Origin of the sequence: Pseudomonas sp. NFACC45 (genome assembly GCF_900113505.1) — a bacterium.
Classification (GTDB): Bacteria; Pseudomonadota; Gammaproteobacteria; order Pseudomonadales; family Pseudomonadaceae; genus Aquipseudomonas; species Aquipseudomonas tehranensis.
The window spans coordinates 274,700-293,605 of record NZ_FOPO01000003.1; the positions used below are offsets into that span (position 1 = coordinate 274,700).

The following is an 18,906-nucleotide window of genomic DNA, read 5'->3' on the forward strand; positions in this document are numbered from 1 at the left end:
TGGGTGTCAGGGAGGCTCGTTGAAAGGTGTGGGGCAAAAGGAGGGGCATTGGCCCGGCTTTTCCGCGATGGGCGCAAGGTTAACATGGGCGGTCTGGTGCGACCCAGCGTTTGGGATTGTGTGCATATCCGTTGCTGCGGTAGCGGCTGCTGACGGTTCCGCCCTGACGGCGGGTCACTTTCGAAAAGCCGGAAGCCGGCCCAGGCGAAAGTAACCAAAGCGCTTCTGCCCCACCACTCGGCACCTCGCCTAGGCTCGGTGTGCCTGAACGAAGGCCTTGCTCCGTGGGCCGCCGCGAAGGGCCATCCATGGCCCAGCGCGGCTAACCCGGCATCCATGCCGGGTTGCCCACTGCGCAATACCTTCGTTCAGCCAGCGTGGTTAATGGGGCGCCGAGATCAACGTCCACCGCGAGGCGGCCTGACAGCCGGCCTGGTTCTGGGGAACGCGTTTCCCCTGTGGGAGCGGGCTTGCTCGCGAAGGCGGCATCACTGTCGATGAAAATATTGGTCGGTATTACGACACTTGATCGATCGTTCCCACGCAAAGCGTGGGAACGATCAAAAACGCCTACCTCGGCTCAACCACATCCAACGCCCGATTCGCCAACAACTGCCCCAGCTCAATCATCTGCTGGACCCCCAACGCGATATGCCGTCGCGAGCCCTGCAGGTCGAACGCCAGGTCACTGACCATGGCATTGGCCGAGGCCAGGGTTTCGCTGAGGTTGGCGAGCAGGCATTCGGCGTCGATGTTAGGGGCGATGATGAAAAGGGTGTCGAGTGAGTCGGATGTTTCTTTGTCGGCTTTCGGCTTGAGGTAATAGTCCAAGGCTCGGGTGGCGGCTTCGTCGAGTTTCTTGGCGTTGGCAGACTGGCTGTGGGAGACGTGATCGTCGGGATTAGGGGGATTCGGAGTGTTCTTGAACATGGTTCTTAGATCCTTAAGTTGGAGCCGCCACCGATTCGCTACTAAACGAAGAGAGTGGCAGCTGTACGCAGGTTAGTAGACCGGGGATCCAAGAAACCGGCGCACCCGAAGGCGCCCTGCGCACAGCCACCATTGAGTGCAGGAATACCTGACTGAATGGAGCAATGAACATCTTGGATACCGAGCTACTAAACCCGATCACTGATGGGCAGTGACGAGAACCAAAGTACCGATGGGATCCAAGGTGAACAAGCCGGCGAATTCTGGCGCAGTAGTAGGCAGAGGCGCAAGGCGATGTAGCTTGGCGTCGCACATTTGAAGGACGCGGATCGAGGGATTTCCCAAGAGGTTGTAGGGGGAATTCCCCCGTGACCAGCAAGCTCTTGTGGCGAGGGGATTTATCCCCGTTGGCTGCGCAGCAGCCCCTAGAGTCATTCAATCTGCCTGACACACCGGCTGCGGCATTTTGGGGCCGCTTCGCGCCCCAGCGGGGATAAATCCCCTCGCCACAATGGACTGAATATGCTTCAAGTGAGCGGTATCCCATATTTATGCAAAACAGCATTTGTCTTCTACGAAAAGAACAAGCACTATGCGCGTTATGCAAAAACGCAACGTTTCTACCGTATTAAGAGCATTGCTCGATCAGCACGGGATCTCCCCCACGGAGCTTCACCGGCGTACCGGCGTGCCTCAGTCCACTCTCTCGCGGATTCTCAGCGGCAAGATCGTCGATCCTTCGGATAAACACATCTCGAAGATCGCCGAATACTTCGCCGTGAGCACCGACCAGTTGCGCGGGCGCGCGGACCTTTCGCCCGCGGGCAATAGCCGTCGCGACGAGCCGCATTCCGAACTCAAGGACATAAGCCTTTGGGACGACGAAACACCCGTCGAGGACGACGAGGTGTCGGTCCCTTTTCTGCGTGAGGTTGAATTGGCTGCTGGATCAGGAAGATTCGTCATTGAGGAAAGCGAGCGCTCAAGCCTGCGCTTCGGCAAGCGCAGCCTGCGGCATAACGGCGTGCAGTTCGACCAGGCCAAATGCGTGACCGTTCGCGGCAACAGCATGTTGCCGGTGCTGCGCGACGGCGCCACGGTCGGGGTGAACGCAGGTAAATGCGGGATTGGCGACATCGTCGACGGCGACCTCTACGCCATCAATCACAACGGCCAACTGCGGGTGAAGCAGCTTTATCGTCTGCCCACCGGCATCCGCCTGCGCAGCTTCAACCGCGACGAGCACCCGGATGAGGACTACACCTTCCAGGAAATGCAGGATGAGCAAATCGTCATCCTAGGCCACGTCTTCTGGTGGGGCATGTACGCCCGTTAACCCTCTCGCTGTCAGATAAAACCCGCCACCGTGCGGGTTTTTTTTCGCCTCTGAAAATCGCCCAACCCCCGTATCCATTGAACGGCGATGCGTTGATGCATGAACTGTGCATAAATAAATGCATTTACGCATTGACTGTATATGCATACATGCATATTCTGTGTCCAAGCCGCTCGACAAAGCGGCTGGCAACAAAGCTCTTTAGTTCCACCAACAGGCAGCGATGAACCGGCCTTAACGGTTCAGAGGGTTGGCAACTGACCCGGGTGTGCAGCGTAAAGCACCAGAAGCAGTTATCCGGCGGGCAGGGACCGCGGTCGGAAAAACAATTTGAATGGATCCGTACCGCGCCAGTCGCGCCGAAAGATCAACTTCCTACAGGCCACCGGCCAGGGAAGGCGAAGGACCGCATTACTGAAAAGCCCGGTTCACCCCGGGCTTTTTGGAATGCCTACCTCAAGAGACATCGTTTGAACCCAATACACACCTTTCATCTATCACCCCCAGGAGGCGTGACATGACAAACGAGCAACAAGCGTTGCTGGACATGCCGATCTGGCTGGTCATCGTGCTCGCCCTGGTGGGCGGGGTGTCCGGCGAGATGTGGCGTGCCGACAAAGAAGGCGCCCGCGGCTGGTCGCTGTTGCGCCGCCTGGCCTTGCGCTCCGGCGCCTGCATGGTCTGCGGCGTCTCGGCAATCATGCTGCTGTATGCCCTTGGCCTGTCGATCTGGAGCGCCGGCGCGCTGGGCTGTTTGACCGCCATGGCCGGTGCCGATGTGGCCATCGGTCTTTATGAGCGATGGGTTGCCAAGCGCATTGGCGTTTGCGAAGTGCCGCCGCGTGATTCTCGCCACGACCAACAGTGAGCGGCGGCTGATCCTCGCGTCGCCATAAAAACAGGAGGCCATCAATGCCCATCATCGAAAAACCTTCGCAGCTGTTTACCGCCATCGCCGAAACCCTGCGTACCACTGTTCCCGGTTTGCGGGCCGGCACGCTCCAGGATTTCGACGGTGTTGGCGATCAACCCTGGGTGTTGATCGCTTTTGAGCGGGATGCGCCGGGCAACCGGGCCAACGATGGACGTATCGCCCATGACCTGACGGTTTCCATGCAGGTCGTGTTGCCCGGTACAGCGTTGGCGGCCTGCGATCTGGCCAGTGAGTTGAAACACCTGGTCGTCAATAACCGCTGGAATCTGCCGGGCGATCAATGCGACCTGCCCATGAACATCGAAGGCATCGCATCCACGTTCACCCACGAAGCTCGGGCGTACAACGCCTGGACCCTTTCCTTTACCCAAACCCTCTACCTCGGCCCGACGCTGCTGGAGGACCCGTTAGGCATCCCGAAATTCGCCCGGACCTGGGAAGTGTCGGACATCGACGACCCGGCTCAATACACCGCACTCGAGGACTGATCCATGTTTGATGCGCTGTTACGGATGCATCTGGGGCCGCTCATCGAGCGTCTGGCCGAGATGGAAACCGAGCTGGAGGACCTGCACCGACGCGCCGACAGTTTCTGTCGCATCGGTGTTTGTCAGGAGGTCGACGCGGCCAGCAACACCTGCAAGGTCAGCCATGGCGAGTTGTTGACCCCGGCGATCCGTTTTTTCAATCCCAGTGCTGGCGAACAGAGCGAGTCGCGCATCCCCTCGGTGGGCGAGCAGTGTTTGCTGCTCAACCATGGCGGCGGTGAGAGTGGTGGGCAGTCGGTGGCCTTGTTCGGCCTCAACGGCGGTCAGTTTCCACCCGTCTCGACACAGGCTTCGCTGACGCGTCGTCTCTATCAGGACGGTTCGGAAAACGGCTACGACCACGCCAGTCATGTCCTGCATTGGAAAAATGGCCCGGCGGCGTTCGCCGGTTCCCGTGAGTCCCTCGACTTAAGCATTGGCCCGGCGAGGCTGGTAATGACGCCGCAGGCCATCGAATTGCAACTGGGCGCCGTCGGCCTGCGGCTCGACGCGTCCGGTGTGCACCTGAGCGGCCCGGTGGTGGATCACCAGGGGCGCGTCATCAGTACCGCATAAAGGCCTTCCCATGATCGGAATCGATAGAAACACCGGCGCCACGGTCGACGACTGGCCGCAGTTCGTGCAACGCGCCACCCGGGCGCTGACCACGCCGTTGGGCACTCGGCAAAAGCGCCCTTTGTATGGCTGCGCCCTCACGCAATTGCTCGGGCAGAACCTCGGCGATGACGTGCTGATTCTTGCCCAGAGCCACGCAGCCCAAGCGTTCTACAACCCGGACAACGGCATCGGCGACTTCGAGCCGCAGGTCATTGTCGCCAGCCGACAGGGCGCCGGCTTGTTGTTGCGCTTCGCCGGCACCTGGAAAAACCGCAAACAGACTTTCGAGGTAGTGACATGAGCATGTTGATACCCGGCCAGAACCAATTGACCGAGCCGGCAATCGTCACCGTCGAAGCGTTCGAGGACCTGCTCGCCGAATTCAAAACCTTCGTGGTCGAGTACGTCGGCGCTCGCTCTCCCGAGAGCGCGGCCAAGCTTGTGGACAGCCTGGAAAACGAAAGCGAATTGCTGACCCTGGCCCTGGAGGCCTTCTGCGTCCGGCTGCAAACCCACGAACGCAAATACAACGCCCGTATCAAGCAGATGCTGGCGTGGTGGGCCACAGGGACCAATCTGGATGCCCGCCTCGCGGACATGGGTCTTGAGCGTCAGTTGCTTGATCCGGGCGATCCGGCGGCGTTTCCGCCCATCGCCCCGGTCTACGAGAGCGATGATGACGCCCGTTTGCGCTACTACCTGGCGCCCCATGCCCCGGCGGCGGGCTCGCGCATGCAGTATCGGCGGGAGATTTTCACCTTGGGTGAGCGGCCGCTGGTGAAGGTGGACAGCAGCGCGTCCGGTGTTGTGACGGTGACTTACACCTTCAACCCGGATGGCTATGCGGCGCAGGTCAAGGACGGTAACGGACGCCGCACCGCGCCAGGTGAAGTCACGGTCACGATACTGTCCCGCGAGGGCGATGGCACGCCGTCGCAGACGCTGCTCGACGGTGTTCGCCAGCACTTCGCCCGGCCTGATGTGCGACCGGAGACGGATCTGGTCATCGTCCAGCCCGCGCAAATCAAACCCTACAAAATCCGCGTTCTAGCGAAGATCCACGCCGGCCCGGATTCGGGGTTGACCAAGATTGCTGCCGAGCAGCAGTTGCAGGCGTACGCCGAGGCTTGTCATCACTTGGAGGGCCGAGTGGACCCGAGCTGGATCGACTACACGCTGCACAGCGCCGGTGCGGTTCAGCTGCAGATTCTCGAACCGCTCGAGCCGATTGTGACGACGGCTTTTCAAGCCCCGTACTGCACGGGCGTCGAGGTCGAGGTGGATACGTTATGAGTGACGACACACCTCGCCCGAGCCTGCTGCCGGTCAACAGTTCGCCGCTGGAAAGAGCGCTCGATCTGGGTTTCGCCCGGTTGCTGGAGCGCATCGATCCGCCGTTTCCCGAACTGATGAACCCGCTCGCAACGCCCTTGACGTTTCTGCCGTATCTGGCGGCGGATCGCGGGGTCAGTGAGTGGAGTTCCGCGGCACCCGAGGCCGAAAAGCGCCTGACAGTTGAACTCGCCTGGCCCACCGCACGGCAAGCCGGAACGCGAAAGGCGCTGGAAAACGCCGCCAAGGGCTTGCAACTGATGCCGGAGGTGCGCGCGTGGCATGAGCGAACGCCGCCTGGCCCACCCTACAGCTTTTCCGTCAGAGCGTTTACCGAACAGCCCTACAGCGAAGTCATCGATGCTCGCCTCGATCGCCGTCTGGCCGATGCCAAAAGCGAGCGCGACACCTTGACGGTCTCTGTTGGTTTGAGGGCATTCGGCAAACACGTCATTGGCGCCGCCACGCTGTGCGGCGAACTCACCACGGTTTATCCGGTTGTCATCGAAGGGCTTGAAGCCTCGGGCCAGGCCTTCATGGCCGCCGCGCTCTACACCGTCGAAACCTCCACTATTTATCCACAGGGGTCCTAAATGGCCGACTATTACACCCTGCTCACCGATGCGGGGATCGCCTACGAAACCGCCTGCAAGGCGGCGGGCATACCGATCAAGCTGTCGCAGATTTCCGTCGGTGACGGTGGCGGCGAAGTTTACAACCCGGCCGCCACCGCCACGGCGCTTAAACGCGAAGTGTGGCGCGGGCCGCTCAATGCGCTGTTCCAGGATGAGCAAAACCCGAGCTGGTTGCTGGCTGAAGTCACCATCCCACCTGACGTGGGTGGCTGGTATGTGCGTGAGGCGGGGATCTGGACTGATACCGGGATTCTGTATGCCATCGTCAAATATCCGGAGTCGTTCAAACCGGTGTTGGCGACTTCGGGGTCAGGGAAAGAGTTTTACATTCGGTCGATTTTTGAGACCAGTAATGCTGAGTTGGTGACGTTGTTGATTGACGATACGGTCGTCAAGGCGACGCGGGCTTGGGTTGCCAGCTATGTCGCTGACGAACTCGCCAAGCTCGACAGAAAACAGTCTGTGCGGGTAGCGACGACGGCCAACATTGTTTTGAGTGGTGCGCAGGCGATTGATGGTGTTGCCGTGGTTGCCGGGAATCGGGTGCTTGTTAAATCCCAGACCTTGGCGAAAGACAATGGTATCTACGTTGCCGCGAACGGCGCTTGGGGTCGGGCAAAGGATGCTGATGCGAATGCCGAGGTTACTTCGGGATTGATTGTCTCGGTGGAGGAGGGCGCGACGCTTGCCAATACGATCTGGCAGTTGGTTACGGATGGGGCGATTGTTCTGGGCACTACGGTGTTGAGTTTTCAGAATGTGACGCAGGGGTTTGCACCGCTTAATTCTCCTGTCTTGTCGGGCACACCAACGGCCCCGACAGTAGCGGGAACCGACAACAGCTCCCAGATTGCTACGTCAGCGGCGGTTCGGGCCATCATGGCTCAGTTTGGTTTAGGTGCTACCGCATTCAACTATGCCGGGAACCTCGACACTCTCTCGCTGACTGGCGTGTACATGGTTACCACCAGTACTACCGGTACCAAGCCAGTTTATCCAGAGCCGCAAGGCACGGGGGCAATTCCGAACGGTACTGTGTTTCACATGGAGCGCGGCAGTAGCAACATGGCTACGCAATTTTGGGATTCATTGGTGAACTCCATTCTGCCGATCACCTGCATGCGCACGCGTACTGCTAACGGTGTCTGGACTCCTTGGGTGCAGGTATGGAGTAGCGGCAACACGCCAAAACAGGCAAGCCCGCTGGATCTGACTGCGGGGGCCATGTTAGCGGTAGGCGCTTTCGGGGCCGGTCGAGCCATCTTGAGCACCGAAGTGGACATGAACAATTATCGGATCCCCGGTAACTATCTGACGCCTGCTGTCGGTTTGCTAAACCTCCCGCCCGACTGGCCTCCGGCTGCCCGTTACAGCCTTGTAGTTGAAGGCTACATGAGCACCAACTATCTGGTGCAGCGAATCACCGGTGGCTTAGCGAGCGGGCGGACGCCGGTTTTTGCCTCGCGCACCATGCAAAGCGAAGGCGAGTGGACGCCTTGGCAGTTTGGCATCACCAGTGAGCAAGCTCCTTTTCGCGGCACCCAAGTATTTAGAACCGCAGGTGTATTCACCTGGACGGTGCCTGTCGGCGTGAAAAAGGCTTGGGTTACGGTTATCGGGGGAGGAGGCGGCGGCGGTCGTGCAGGCGCCTCCGGGGCAGGATCGGGTGGCGGTGGTGGCGGTGGTTGGGCGCAAAAGCTTGTTGATCTATCAAGCGTAAGCAGCGTTACCGTGACTGTAGGCGCTGGTGGTGCTGGCGCTACGGTGGAGGGGGGCATCGGTAATACCGGCGCAACTTCGTCTTTTGGAACCTATCTATCCGCAACCGGTGGGATTGGCGGCATCGGCAACGCGGCGGCTGGTTTGGCGAATGGGCCTGGGAATGGCGGTGTCGGTTCTGGTGGGGATTTTAATACGTCTCTTGGGGTTGGGCACGTCAGCTATGGAACTGTGGGTGGTTCAGGTGGTGGCCCCGGCGGTCGATGCACACAAGGGCCGTATCCAGGTAACGGCGGTATGGGGCCTGGCGGCGGAGGGTCGGGTGCTTACTTCGGCTATAACGGCGGCCCAGGTGCCGCCGGCAACGTAATAATTCAGTGGTGATCAGCATGTGGGCAAGAATCGAAAACGGGACGGTAGTCGAAACTACCGACGTTGATCCAACAGAACGTTTCCATCCGGATCTGTTGTGGCGGGCTTGTCCCGAGGATGTTCGGCCGAATTGGACGTTAACGGACGGCGAGTTTTCTCTTCCACCGGCAGTTTCCACTTCCGAGCAGGCCGATATTGAGCGGGTATGGCGTAACTATGAGTTGCAAAGCACTGAATGGCTTGCAACACGACACCGCGATGAACAGGACATTGGACACGAGACCACGCTTACGACCGTTCAATATTCTGAATTGCTTGGCTACCGGCAGGCACTTCGGGATTGGCCGCAAACAGTTACTTTTCCAAGCACTGAGTCGCGACCGATTGCACCACCGTGGATCGCAGAGCAATCCCAATAAACGCCGTGGCGAGGGAGCTTGCTCCCGCTTGAGTGCGAAGCGCTCATAAAAGGGGCCGCTGCGCAGCCCAGCGGGAGCAAGCTCCCTCGCCACAATGATTCGACAAACCTTAAGTGAACTGAACGCCCCGCACCAACGGGGCGTTTTCTTATCCGCAACACATCAAAAAAACCTGACAACAGCCCCGCACCCACGGGGCTTTTTCGTATCTGGAGAACCCAAATGGCACTACGCCAAACCTACACCGTGCTCCTCCCATTCCCTACCGGCGGCGGCCATTGGTCGAGCGTTGGGCAGGAACTCGACCTGCTCGACGTCGAGGCCAACGCCTTGCGCAGCGCCGGTCGCTTGGAACTAAAAAAAACCGAGACGGGCGAACCGGTCTCTGCATCCACCCCGGCCAAGAAGGCCACCACCAAAAAGGCTGAATAACCATGGCTGAGGTTTTGAACTTCGAGCACAACGGCATCACCGTCAATGCCACTGAATCTCCCGAGGCCATGGGTGGCCTGGGTGATAACGTCATCGGTCTGGTCGGCACCGCGCCGAATGCCAATTCGCTGATTCCGAAAAACACCCCGTTCCGCATCAACAGCTTCACCACCCAGTCCCAACTGGACCCGACCGGCGCCGAGGCGGGCACGCTGTTTCAGGCGGTTTACCAGATCCTCAAAGTGGTCAAGGTGCCGGTCTATGTAGTCATCGTCGAAGAGGGCGCCACACCGGCGGACACGTTGAACAATGTCATCGGCGGCATCGAAGCCGAGACCGGTCGCAAGCTCGGTCTGGCGGCGTTGAGCGGGGTCGCTGAAGACCTGACCATCATTGGCGCGCCAGGCTTCACCGGCACCAAGGCGGTAGCGAGCGAGTTCGCCTCGTTTGGCAAGCGCATCAAAGCGCGTGTGGTGCTCGATGGCAAGGACGCCGCGGTTGCCGATCAAGTGACCTACAGCCAGGAACTGGGCGGCGCGGACCTGGGTTTCGACCGTTGCCTGGTGGTGCACAACATGCCGGCGGTGTACTCCAAGGCGGCGAAGAAAAACGTCTTCCTGGCCCCGTCGAGTCTGGCCATCGCCGCGCTCGCCAAGGTCAAGCAATGGGAGAGCCCGGGCAACCAGGTCACCTACGCTGAAGACGTCTCGCGCACCGTGGAATACAACATCCTCGACACCTCCACCGAGGGCGATCTGCTCAACCGCTACGGCGTTTGCTATTACGCCCGGACCATTCTCGGCGGCTTCTCGCTGCTGGGTAACCGTTCCGTCACCGGCAAGTTCATCAGCTACGTCGGCCTAGAAGATGCCATCAGCCGCAAGCTGGTCAAAGCCGGCCAGAAGGCCATGGCCAAGAACCTGACCAAATCCTTCATGGACCAGGAGGTCAAGCGCATCAACGACTGGCTGCAAACTCTCGTCGCCGACGAAACCATCCCCGGCGGCAGCGTGTACCTGCATCCGGAACTGAACAGTGTCGAGAAGTACAAGAACGGCACTTGGTACGTGGTCATCGACTACGGTCGCTACGCGCCGAACGAACACATGATTTATCAACTCAACGCCCGCGATGAAATCATCGAGCAGTTCCTGGAGGATGTTCTCTAATGTTTACCAACCGCGTAAGACAGGCCATCGCGGCCACCCTGCAAGGCCTGCCGTTGTCGGCGACCGTGGAAGAGTTCTCCCCGCCGAAGATCGAATTCGACATGGAAGCGATGACCGGCGGGCGCTTCATCGCCGAAGAAATGGCCAAGAGCGGCAAGGTGCTGAACGCTACCCTCGTGCTGCAAGGGGCCGGGCCGGAGATCATGCTCGCCTTGGGCGTGCAATTGGGCGATGACATTCTGCTGAACGTGCGTGAAGCCGGCCAGGATCAGGATGGCAACACCTGGTTCACCTACCACACCGTCGGCGGCAAGCTCAAATCCCTGGAAGAGGCCAAGCTGAAGATGGGCGACAAACCCACCACGACACTTGAGCTGGCCTGCCGCACCTACAACCGTCTGGAAAATGGCGTCCCGGTGATCGACATCGACGTGCGCACTCAGAAGTTCGTGCTCAACGGCGTCGACATCCTCGGCGATGCCCGCCGTGCGGTGCTGCTGCCCTAAGCAAATGCCTGGCAGTTGAACACAGACCTCCTGTGGGAGCGGGCTTGCTCGCGAAGAGGCCATCAGCTTCAACCTCAATGTTGCCTGATCCACCGCTTTCGCGAGCAAGCCCGCTCCCACAGGGGTTCGCCCTCCATGATCCACCGAGGAATTCATTTCATGTCCTGGACACCTCCTGTTCACGTCTTGCTGTCGCCGATCACCGCTGACGACGAGTCGCAAATCGAGCAGCTCCAACTCAAACCCTTGCTCTATGCGGCGCAGAAAGAGGCCCTGGCCCGTGCCGGCGATGACGAGGACGATCAGTTTTTCGAATTGGCCAAACTCGCCACCGGCCTGTCGATCAAAGAGCTGGATCAGCTCAAGCGCCCGGACTACGTGAGCATTGCGCAGTACGTGCACGAAATGTCCACTCGCCCGACGTCCCACTTCCTGGAATCAACGGATGGCGCAGCAGCGGACCCCGACCAGATACAACTGCTGCAACCGCTCAACGTCGCTGGCCGCAGCCTGACCTCGCTGACCCTGGAAATGCCCGTGCTGCGAGCGACCAAGGCGATGAAAAAACTCAAGACGGCCAAGGAACGCGCCGAGTTCATCACCGCCCATTGCACCGGCCTGATGCTTCCCGATCTGGATCTGCTGACCGTGCCCGACTGGACACAGCTTCAGGTACGCATCGACGATTTTTTAAACAAACCGGCGGACTTCTTTCGGAGCGCGACATCGAAGTGATCTTCGATGTGGTGCCGCTCATTTACGCAGTAAGTGAGGCAGAGATTCTGGAGTGGGACGTCGGCAAGGCATTGCGTCGTTACGACATCGCGATCACTCGCCTTGGCGTGAAAAAGGAGTAGGGCGGGATGGCGGACGATAAATATTCGCTCAAAAACACAGCCATCAATGACGGCTGGCTGGCGTTCGGTGATATCAGCCTCGGCGCAGCTGCGGCGATGAGCATGACGCCTGTGGCCAGGGATCAGGCGTCTGGACTTGGCCTGGCGCTGGATAAGGTTGGGCTCAGGATTGATCTGCTGACGACGGCCATAGAGGCGTTGACTTTGAAACTGTCGTCGCAGCGATTGTTGTCCCAAGCGCTGGGCGTCGGTGACCCGCGTGAACCGGCCAGCGGGCAAAAGGTTGCGGGCAAGCCGGGTAGCCGCATTGAACCGCCGGACCTGCTGAAACCATCGATAGAGATGGACTCGGCGATGGCCGATTTGGCGCGCTCGGCTCAATTCACCCCGCGCCAGCGCGAGGACATGGTCCAGCCCACCCAGCAGATAGCCACTGCCCCGCTGGTGGCTGCCGGCGGGACCAAAGCGGTTGATCTGGTGAGGATTCAGGATCTGGCAGCCAAGGCTGGGATCGTGAGTGACCTGCCCAACGCCTCGGACCGACAGTTCGAGCTGCTGCGGTTCGCCAGTGATGCTGGCGTCGCTGCATCGGCGTTCAAAATACCGGCCATGGATGTCGCCGAGATGATGGTCGGCTGGCGCACCTCCATGAAGCTCAACGGCGCCCAGGCCTTTGACCTGGCTGATGCGATAAACCATCTGAGCAAAATGCCTGGTGGTGCAAAAGCGCCTGACATCGGTGCGGTCTTGCAGGGTGATGGCGGGGCCGCCACGGCGGTGGGCCTGACACCCACCCATGCCGCGGCGTTGACGGCGGCTTTGTTGAAGACTGGTACACAAGCGTCCGACGGCGGCACGGCACTCAATACCATCACCACCGCGATGGGCAAGGGCGATCAAGCCTCTGCAACCGAGCGCGCGGCCTGGAAGCAGTTGAAGCTCGACCCCGTAGAGGTGGCGGGTCTTTTACGTCAGGAAGACAAGGCGCCAGGCGCGATCATGTCAGTGCTTGCGGCTTTGAACGCGCAACCTGCCGAGACGCGCTCGGCGCTGGCCACCATGTTGTTTGCCAGCGGTGACAAGGCGGCGTTAGGCATGTCGAGCAATCTTGCTGAGGTCAGCCAAGCCTTCTGGCAGGTACTCGATAAACGCCAGTACGCCACCTCGGAGTTGGGCGACAAGGGCTCGGTGAAGCAGGACGCATTGGCGCAGTCGAATACCCGGCAGGGCCAGCGCAATATCGTGAATGCGCGCACCGACCGTCTGTCCATGGCCACCGACAATGCGCTGGCCCCTCTGACGGACAGCATGCTGGCTTCCTCAAGTTCCCTGGTGGATGGCCTGAGTGAACTGGCTGAAACCTTTCCTAAAACCACCGCGGCAATCGTAGTGGCCGCCGTGGCGCTCAAACCTCTGGTGGGCGGGCTGTTTAAAGCCGTCATGGATGAGATGTCCAGTCAGGTGGCCAAGCGGGTGTTAGGTCGGGCTGCCCCACACCTTCCCGGCCGATTGGGTGAGGTGATCTCCGAAGATTTCAGAAATCCTCGTGCGAACAAGCTGGATACAAGCAATGCCAACCAGCGTCCCGAATCCACGAGAAGGCCGAAAATACGCGTAAGTGCACGAGGCTCGCGGGGGACCGCAGGGCGTTATTCACTCGGACCAACGGCCTCATTACGCTCGATGACTCGCAAGGCGCCCGGTCCATTAAAAGTAGTCGGCGCCGTCGCTGATGTGGCCGAGGGCGTGCTTACCGGCGACAAACGGATGATGGGCGCAGGCCTGGGAGCCGCCGGTGGCGGCTGGGCCGGCGCTGCTGCCGGGGCTGCGGGCGGTGCCGCTTTGGGCAGTGTCGTTCCGGTGATCGGCACTGCCATTGGTGGCTTGGTTGGCGGACTGCTGGGCAGTTGGTTGGGAAGCGATGCCGGGGCGTCTCTGGGGGAAAAGCTCGTCGCCCCCACCGACAGACTCGCCGCTCCAGACCAGGTTAGCAAAGACCTGACCAGCACCCAGACAGCCACACAACAAAACACCATGACCGCAAACATCTATATCAACGGCCAGGACCAGGCAAGTGCCAGTCAGTTGGCCAACCTGGTGGCACAGCAGCTCTCGGCTCAATTCGCACTGACGACCATGCCCAACTCACTCGCCATGCGCAGTGATGCGGCCCTGACCGACGGAGGTACGTGATGCGTCAGCAAATGGCACTGGGCAGTTTCATTTTCGGTCTGTCCAGAAACTTCGCTTACCACTCCCTGGTCCGCACGTCGGACGGTGGTTGGAAAAGCATCGACATCCTCACCAGCAAACCCAAATCCAGTCAGGTCGGTCAAGGGCTGCAAGGGCTGACCATCACCGGCAAATCGATGTACGCGACCGCCATGGATCGGCTCGATGAGCTGCGTGCATTGCAGGCGCAGCGCATTCCTGTGCCGTTGGTTGACGGCATCGGCCGCAACTGGGGGCTGTGGCAGATCAACAAGGTGTCAGAAACCCAGACCGAGGTCATTGATGACGGCACCGCGATGGTGGTCGGCTGGGTGATTGAATTGACGGAGTTCGCCAATGCGTAGGGTTCGAAGTATTGCCGGTGATTCGGTGAATCTGTTGCTGTACCGCGAGCTTGAGCGTTGTGACGATGCCGCCGAAGAGGCGCTCTGGCGACTCAATCCGAAGCTGGCCGAGTGGGGGCCGGTATTGCCGGCCGGTGTATGGATTGTCCTGCCGGAAGTGGATCTGCAACCCGTCGCACCCACACCGGTTTCGGCCTGGGATTAAGGAGGCAACATGTCACTGGGTTTCACGCCAGCGGTGGAAATCTACGGTGCGAACGCGGCGCTGCTCAACGAACGCTTGCTCAGTTGGACGCACATCGACGCGGCGGGGATCGAGTCCGATCAACTGACGCTCACCATCAGCCTGGAAGGGCTTGAAGGATTGCCCAGCCTGGGCGGGAAAATCGGCCTGCGGGTTGGTTATCGGGAGTCGGGTCTGGTGGATAAAGGCGAGTTCGTCGTGACCCGGCGCACGCCAACGCTGTTTCCTCTGCGCCTGACGCTTGTCGCGACGGCTGCGCCGTTCAGCGCGGCCGATCAGACCGGTTTCAAGCAACGCCGATCCGTCAGTCATGGCCCGACGACCTTGGGCGCGCTGTTTCGTCAGTTGACTTCCAGACACGGGTTTTCGCCGCGTGTGGCGCCGGACCTGGCGCTGATAAAAATCGAGCACATCGATCAGTCCAACGAAACCGACATGGGTTTTCTGACGCGACTGGCTCATCGTTATGACGCCGTCGCCAAGCCGGTCAACGAGTTGTATGTGCTGGCGCGCCGGGGGCAGGCGAAGTCTTTGTCGGGCAAAGTCCTGCCAGAGACAAAGCTGTCGGTGACCACGAATAACCGCCCGGGCGATAACGCTTTTATCTCCGCCGTCCTGGATGACACCGCCCGGGCGAAATACCAGGGCTGCAAGGCCAGTTGGTGGGATGCGAAGGCGGGGAAAATGCGGGTCGAGGAGAGCGGCATCGCGCCGTTCAAGACCCTTCGCCAGCGCTTTCAAAGCGCCAACGATGCCCGCGCGGCCGGAGAAGGCGAGGTACGCCGGATGATGCGCGAAGCACTCAAGGTGGCGATCGAATGCCCCGGCAATCCAGGCTTGTGCGCCGAAGGCATCGTGCTGTTGGACGCCTCCTGGCCGGACTTCATGCGCGGTCGCTGGTCGATCGACAAAGTCACCGCCAGCGGCGACCGGGAAAAAAGCTATCGCTGCAAGATTGATGCGACTTGTCTGGATGCCAGGGCCTGACGTGCTCCCTTCCAAAACACCGCTGACCCTGTGGGAGCGAGCCTGCTCGCGATGAGGCCGTCATAGCCAGCATTGATGGTGCGTGACACACCGCTATCGCGAGCAGGCTCGCTCCCACAGTTTCTGACTGCGATTCCATACAACTGGAGCACCTCCATGAAGATCACCCCGATCCTCACGCAACTGCGTGAGCAATGTCCGACGCTCGCCAATCGCGTGGCGGCAGGTTTTGACCTCGCCACGTTGCAAGCCGACACGCCACTGCAAACCCCTTGCGCCTATGTCCTGCCAAGCGCCGACATTGCCAGCAAGAACGCCGCCCAGAACGCCACGCTGCAAACGGTGCGTGACCGTTTCGACACCGTATTGGTGCTCGACGCCACCGACGCGACAAAAGCGCTGGATCTGTTGCACGACCTGCGCGCCGAACTGTGGCGGGCACTGGTGGGTTTCAAGCCCGGTGGTGACTACACCGGCATCGAGTACGACGGCAGTGAACTGGTTTCCATCAATAGCAGCCGCGTGTCGTACCGGTTGCACTTTTTCGCCGAGTTCCAGCTGGGCCGCAATCTGGCGAGCCAGCCTGCCGAAAGCTGGCACGAGCGTGAACTGGACGGCTTGTCGTCCTTTAGCGGGGCCACCGTGCGGGTCGATGCCATCGACCCGGCGGACCCCAACCTGAAGCGTCCCGGGCCCGATGGGCGCGTGGAACTGACTTTCTCTGGAGACGTAACCCCATGAGCAAACGCATCATCGTGCTGCCGGCCCCGGGCCGTGCCGTACCGGACCCGGAAGCGGGCGATCTGTTGCCCCTCGAGGGCCGTGAAGTACCGGACAGCGCCTGGTGGCGTCGACGTCTGGCCGATGGCGATATCACTACCAAAACCGTGAAAGCGGCAAAACCACAGGGAGCCAAATAATGGCGATCGGATTCAGCAACATTCCCGCGGACATTCGTGTTCCGCTGTTCTACGCCGAAATGGACAACTCGGCGGCCAATAGCGCGTCATCGGCCATGCGCCGGTTGATCGTGGCTCAGGTCAACGACAACGTGGCGCCGACCGAGGTCGGCAAACTGGTGCTGGTGTCCAGCGTCGCGCTGGCCAAAAACATCGGCGGTCAAGGTTCGATGCTTGCCTCGATGTACGAAACCTGGCGCAAGACCGACCCGTTGGGTGAGATCTGGTGCTTGCCGCTGCACAACGTCGAAGGTTCCATCGCCCAAGGCATGCTGACCCTGACCGGCGTCGCCACTCAAAGCGGCCTGCTTAATCTTTATGTGGGTGGTGTGCGTGTTCAAGCCGCCATCGTCAATGGTGCGACTGCAGCTCAAGCCGCCACTGCGCTGGCGCTGAAAATCAACGCGAGCGCCGACCTGCCGGTGATCGCTGCGGCCGCCGAGGGTGTCGTGACGCTGAGCGCCAAATGGACCGGCGACAGCGGCAACGACATCAGCCTGCAATTCAATCGTCTGGGCAAGAGCAATGGCGAAGACACCCCTGCCGGCCTGACCACCGCCATCACGGCAATGACCGGTGGCGCTGGTGTGCCGGACCAGACTGCCGCCGTCGCGGCCCTGGGTGACGAGCCATTCGAGTTCATCGCCATGCCGTGGTCCGATGTGGCGAGCCTCAACACCTGGCAAGCGGTCATGGACGACAGCACGGGTCGCTGGTCCTGGGCCAAGCAGTTGTTCGGCCATGTCTACAGCGCCAAGCGCGGCACCATCGGTACTCTGGTGGCGGCCGGTCAGGCGCGTAACGACCAGCACATGACCCTCCAGGCCCTGGAGCTGGGCGTACCGCAACCGTTCTGGGTCCAGGCCGCTGCGTTGGCCGCCCGTACTGCGGTGTTCATCTCCGCTGACGCCAGCCGTCCGACCCAGAGCGGCAGTTTGCCAGGCCTGGATCCGGCACCGGCCAGCGAGCGTTTCACCCTGACCGAGCGTCAGTCGTTGCTCAACTACGGCATTGCCACGGCGTATTACGAAGGTGGCTACGTGCGCATTCAGCGCTCGATCACCACGTATCAAAAAAATGCCTTCGGCCAGGCTGACAATTCCTATCTGGACAGCGAAACCATGCACCAGTCGGCGTTCATCGTGCGTCGCCTGCAAAGCGTGATCACCAGTAAATACGGGCGGCACAAACTGGCTGCCGACGGCACCCGTTTCGGCGCCGGCCAACCGATCGTGACGCCGAGCACCATTCGCGGCGAGTTGATTGCCCAGTACGCCAAGCTGGAGTTGGAAGGTCACGTGGAAAACGCCGAGCTGTTCGCCGAGCACCTGGTGGTCGAGCGTGACAGCCAGGACCCGAGCCGGGTCAATGTGCTGTTCCCGCCGGATTACATCAATGGCCTGCGGGTGTTCGCGCTGCTCAACCAGTTCCGTCTGCAATACGACGACGCTGCCTGACTGTGGCGAGGGAGCTTGCTCCCGCTGGGTTGCGCAGCAACCCCAACACAGAGCTGGCGCTACGTAATGCAGCGCCAGCCCGGTCAAGCGAGAGCAAGCTCCCTCGCCACGATGATCTACACAAATCCTAAGTGAACAGCTTTTATTCGAAGGGAGAAACACCATGGGTCAACTGATTGCGGGCACCTGCTACGTCAAAGTGGACGGCGCTCAACTGACCATCAATGGCGGCTGCGAAGCACCGCTGATGTTTACCAAACGCGAAACCGTCGTACCGGGTTTCTACAAGGAAACCGACATTGCACCGTCCTTCAAGGTGACGGCCCTGCACACCGCGGATTTCCCGCTCAAGCAACTGGTCGCTGGCACCGACATGACCGTCACCTGTGAATTCAACAACGGCAAGGTCTACGTGCTGGCCGGCGCTTACCTGGTGGAAGAGCCGGTGTCCAAGGGCGACGACGCCACCATCGAACTGAAATTCGAAGGCATCAAGGGGACCTGGCAATGAGCGATGTCGTGACGCTGCGCGTGGCCATCGAGGCCCACGGCGAGCCGCTGAGCGAACTGACCCTGCGCCGTCCGACGGTGCAAGAAGTCCGGGCGATCAAGGCGCTGCCGTACAAGATCGACAAGAGCGAGGAGGTGAGCCTGGACATGGATGTCGCGGCCAAGTACATCGCGGTCTGCGCCGGCATCCCGCCGTCGTCGGTCAACCAGTTGGACCTGGCAGACCTCAACGCATTGAGCTGGGCCGTCGCGAGTTTTTTCATGAGTGCGGCGTCGCAGCCATCGGCGACCTGATCGCAGCCGCCTATGACCTGGCCTGGTTCTGGAAGGTTGACCCCGAACAGATGATGGCCAGGCCACTGGATGTGCTCCGCGAGTCCCTGGAGC

Annotated in this window: 23 protein-coding genes; 22 read left to right on the forward strand and 1 reads right to left on the reverse strand. The window is 60.5% G+C overall.

The annotated features are described in order from the left end of the window. Positions 1-570: 570 nt before the first annotated feature. On the reverse strand, positions 571-930 hold the full coding sequence (locus tag BM132_RS06860) for a DUF6124 family protein (RefSeq protein ID WP_092454173.1): 360 nt from the start codon (positions 928-930) through the stop codon (positions 571-573). 601 nt (positions 931-1,531) lie between these two features. On the opposite strand from BM132_RS06860, the gene BM132_RS06865 reads away from it, so the two are divergent. The 22 genes from BM132_RS06865 to BM132_RS06975 all read left to right on the forward strand — a co-directional run bounded on the left by BM132_RS06865 (position 1,532) and on the right by BM132_RS06975 (position 18,813). Continuing rightward, positions 1,532-2,266 carry a LexA family transcriptional regulator gene (locus BM132_RS06865; RefSeq protein WP_092401339.1) on the forward strand — a complete coding sequence of 245 codons (735 nt, stop codon included), beginning with the start codon at positions 1,532-1,534 and terminating at the stop codon, positions 2,264-2,266. A 517-nt stretch (positions 2,267-2,783) separates the two neighbouring features. Next, the gene (locus BM132_RS06870; protein WP_092401143.1) at positions 2,784-3,134 is read left to right on the forward strand and encodes a phage holin family protein; all 351 of its coding nucleotides are present in this window, start codon (positions 2,784-2,786) and stop codon (positions 3,132-3,134) included. Positions 3,135-3,178: 44 nt separating this feature from the next. Next, complete coding sequence (locus BM132_RS06875) at positions 3,179-3,688, forward strand: hypothetical protein (RefSeq protein ID WP_092454175.1); 510 nt, start codon at positions 3,179-3,181, stop codon at positions 3,686-3,688. A 3-nt stretch (positions 3,689-3,691) separates the two neighbouring features. Beyond that, positions 3,692-4,303 carry a phage baseplate assembly protein V gene (locus BM132_RS06880; protein WP_092401137.1) on the forward strand — a complete coding sequence of 204 codons (612 nt, stop codon included), beginning with the start codon at positions 3,692-3,694 and terminating at the stop codon, positions 4,301-4,303. A 10-nt stretch (positions 4,304-4,313) separates the two neighbouring features. Then, positions 4,314-4,646 (forward strand): phage baseplate protein, encoded by a 333-nt coding sequence (locus BM132_RS06885; protein ID WP_092454177.1) that lies wholly within the window; start codon positions 4,314-4,316, stop codon positions 4,644-4,646. Beyond that, positions 4,643-5,638 carry a baseplate J/gp47 family protein gene (locus BM132_RS06890; RefSeq protein ID WP_092454179.1) on the forward strand — a complete coding sequence of 332 codons (996 nt, stop codon included), beginning with the start codon at positions 4,643-4,645 and terminating at the stop codon, positions 5,636-5,638. Before BM132_RS06885 ends, BM132_RS06890 begins: the two co-directional genes overlap by 4 nt. After that, positions 5,635-6,270, forward strand: a complete 636-nt coding sequence (locus BM132_RS06895) for a phage tail protein I (protein WP_092454181.1) — start codon at positions 5,635-5,637, stop codon at positions 6,268-6,270. Before BM132_RS06890 ends, BM132_RS06895 begins: the two co-directional genes overlap by 4 nt. Beyond that, complete coding sequence (locus BM132_RS28660; RefSeq protein WP_256244180.1) at positions 6,271-8,415, forward strand: phage tail-collar fiber domain-containing protein; 2,145 nt, start codon at positions 6,271-6,273, stop codon at positions 8,413-8,415. 5 nt (positions 8,416-8,420) lie between these two features. Continuing rightward, entirely contained in the window at positions 8,421-8,822 is a 402-nt protein-coding gene (locus tag BM132_RS06905) for a phage tail assembly chaperone (RefSeq protein WP_092454183.1), read from the forward strand. Positions 8,823-9,044: 222 nt separating this feature from the next. Then, on the forward strand, positions 9,045-9,254 hold the full coding sequence (locus BM132_RS06915; protein ID WP_092454187.1) for a hypothetical protein: 210 nt from the start codon (positions 9,045-9,047) through the stop codon (positions 9,252-9,254). A gap of 2 nt (positions 9,255-9,256) precedes the next feature. Continuing rightward, the gene (locus BM132_RS06920; protein WP_092454189.1) at positions 9,257-10,423 is read left to right on the forward strand and encodes a phage tail sheath protein; all 1,167 of its coding nucleotides are present in this window, start codon (positions 9,257-9,259) and stop codon (positions 10,421-10,423) included. Further along, on the forward strand, positions 10,423-10,929 hold the full coding sequence (locus tag BM132_RS06925; RefSeq protein WP_092454191.1) for a phage major tail tube protein: 507 nt from the start codon (positions 10,423-10,425) through the stop codon (positions 10,927-10,929). Before BM132_RS06920 ends, BM132_RS06925 begins: the two co-directional genes overlap by 1 nt. A gap of 159 nt (positions 10,930-11,088) precedes the next feature. Then, positions 11,089-11,664 carry a phage tail assembly protein gene (locus BM132_RS06930; RefSeq protein WP_092454471.1) on the forward strand — a complete coding sequence of 192 codons (576 nt, stop codon included), beginning with the start codon at positions 11,089-11,091 and terminating at the stop codon, positions 11,662-11,664. A 128-nt stretch (positions 11,665-11,792) separates the two neighbouring features. Then, positions 11,793-13,979: a phage tail tape measure protein gene (locus BM132_RS06935; RefSeq protein WP_092454193.1), complete on the forward strand. Its 2,187-nt coding sequence runs from the start codon at positions 11,793-11,795 to the stop codon at positions 13,977-13,979. After that, the gene (locus BM132_RS06940) at positions 13,979-14,362 is read left to right on the forward strand and encodes a phage tail protein (protein WP_092401104.1); all 384 of its coding nucleotides are present in this window, start codon (positions 13,979-13,981) and stop codon (positions 14,360-14,362) included. Before BM132_RS06935 ends, BM132_RS06940 begins: the two co-directional genes overlap by 1 nt. Then, positions 14,355-14,567 (forward strand): tail protein X, encoded by a 213-nt coding sequence (locus BM132_RS06945; RefSeq protein WP_047230001.1) that lies wholly within the window; start codon positions 14,355-14,357, stop codon positions 14,565-14,567. The genes BM132_RS06940 and BM132_RS06945 overlap by 8 nt, the downstream gene beginning before the upstream one ends. 9 nt (positions 14,568-14,576) lie before the next feature. Next, on the forward strand, positions 14,577-15,593 hold the full coding sequence (locus tag BM132_RS06950) for a contractile injection system protein, VgrG/Pvc8 family (protein ID WP_092454195.1): 1,017 nt from the start codon (positions 14,577-14,579) through the stop codon (positions 15,591-15,593). 156 nt (positions 15,594-15,749) lie between these two features. Continuing rightward, positions 15,750-16,334, forward strand: a complete 585-nt coding sequence (locus BM132_RS06955) for a phage tail terminator protein (RefSeq protein WP_092454197.1) — start codon at positions 15,750-15,752, stop codon at positions 16,332-16,334. Next, the gene (locus BM132_RS06960) at positions 16,331-16,513 is read left to right on the forward strand and encodes a DUF2635 domain-containing protein (RefSeq protein ID WP_092454199.1); all 183 of its coding nucleotides are present in this window, start codon (positions 16,331-16,333) and stop codon (positions 16,511-16,513) included. Before BM132_RS06955 ends, BM132_RS06960 begins: the two co-directional genes overlap by 4 nt. Then, positions 16,513-18,009, forward strand: coding sequence for a phage tail sheath subtilisin-like domain-containing protein (locus BM132_RS06965; RefSeq protein ID WP_092454201.1), 1,497 nt, complete (start codon positions 16,513-16,515; stop codon positions 18,007-18,009). Before BM132_RS06960 ends, BM132_RS06965 begins: the two co-directional genes overlap by 1 nt. A gap of 163 nt (positions 18,010-18,172) precedes the next feature. Next, positions 18,173-18,520 (forward strand): phage tail tube protein, encoded by a 348-nt coding sequence (locus BM132_RS06970; RefSeq protein WP_003198314.1) that lies wholly within the window; start codon positions 18,173-18,175, stop codon positions 18,518-18,520. Further along, positions 18,517-18,813 (forward strand): phage tail assembly protein, encoded by a 297-nt coding sequence (locus BM132_RS06975; RefSeq protein WP_047230006.1) that lies wholly within the window; start codon positions 18,517-18,519, stop codon positions 18,811-18,813. The genes BM132_RS06970 and BM132_RS06975 overlap by 4 nt, the downstream gene beginning before the upstream one ends. Positions 18,814-18,906: the final 93 nt, after the last annotated feature.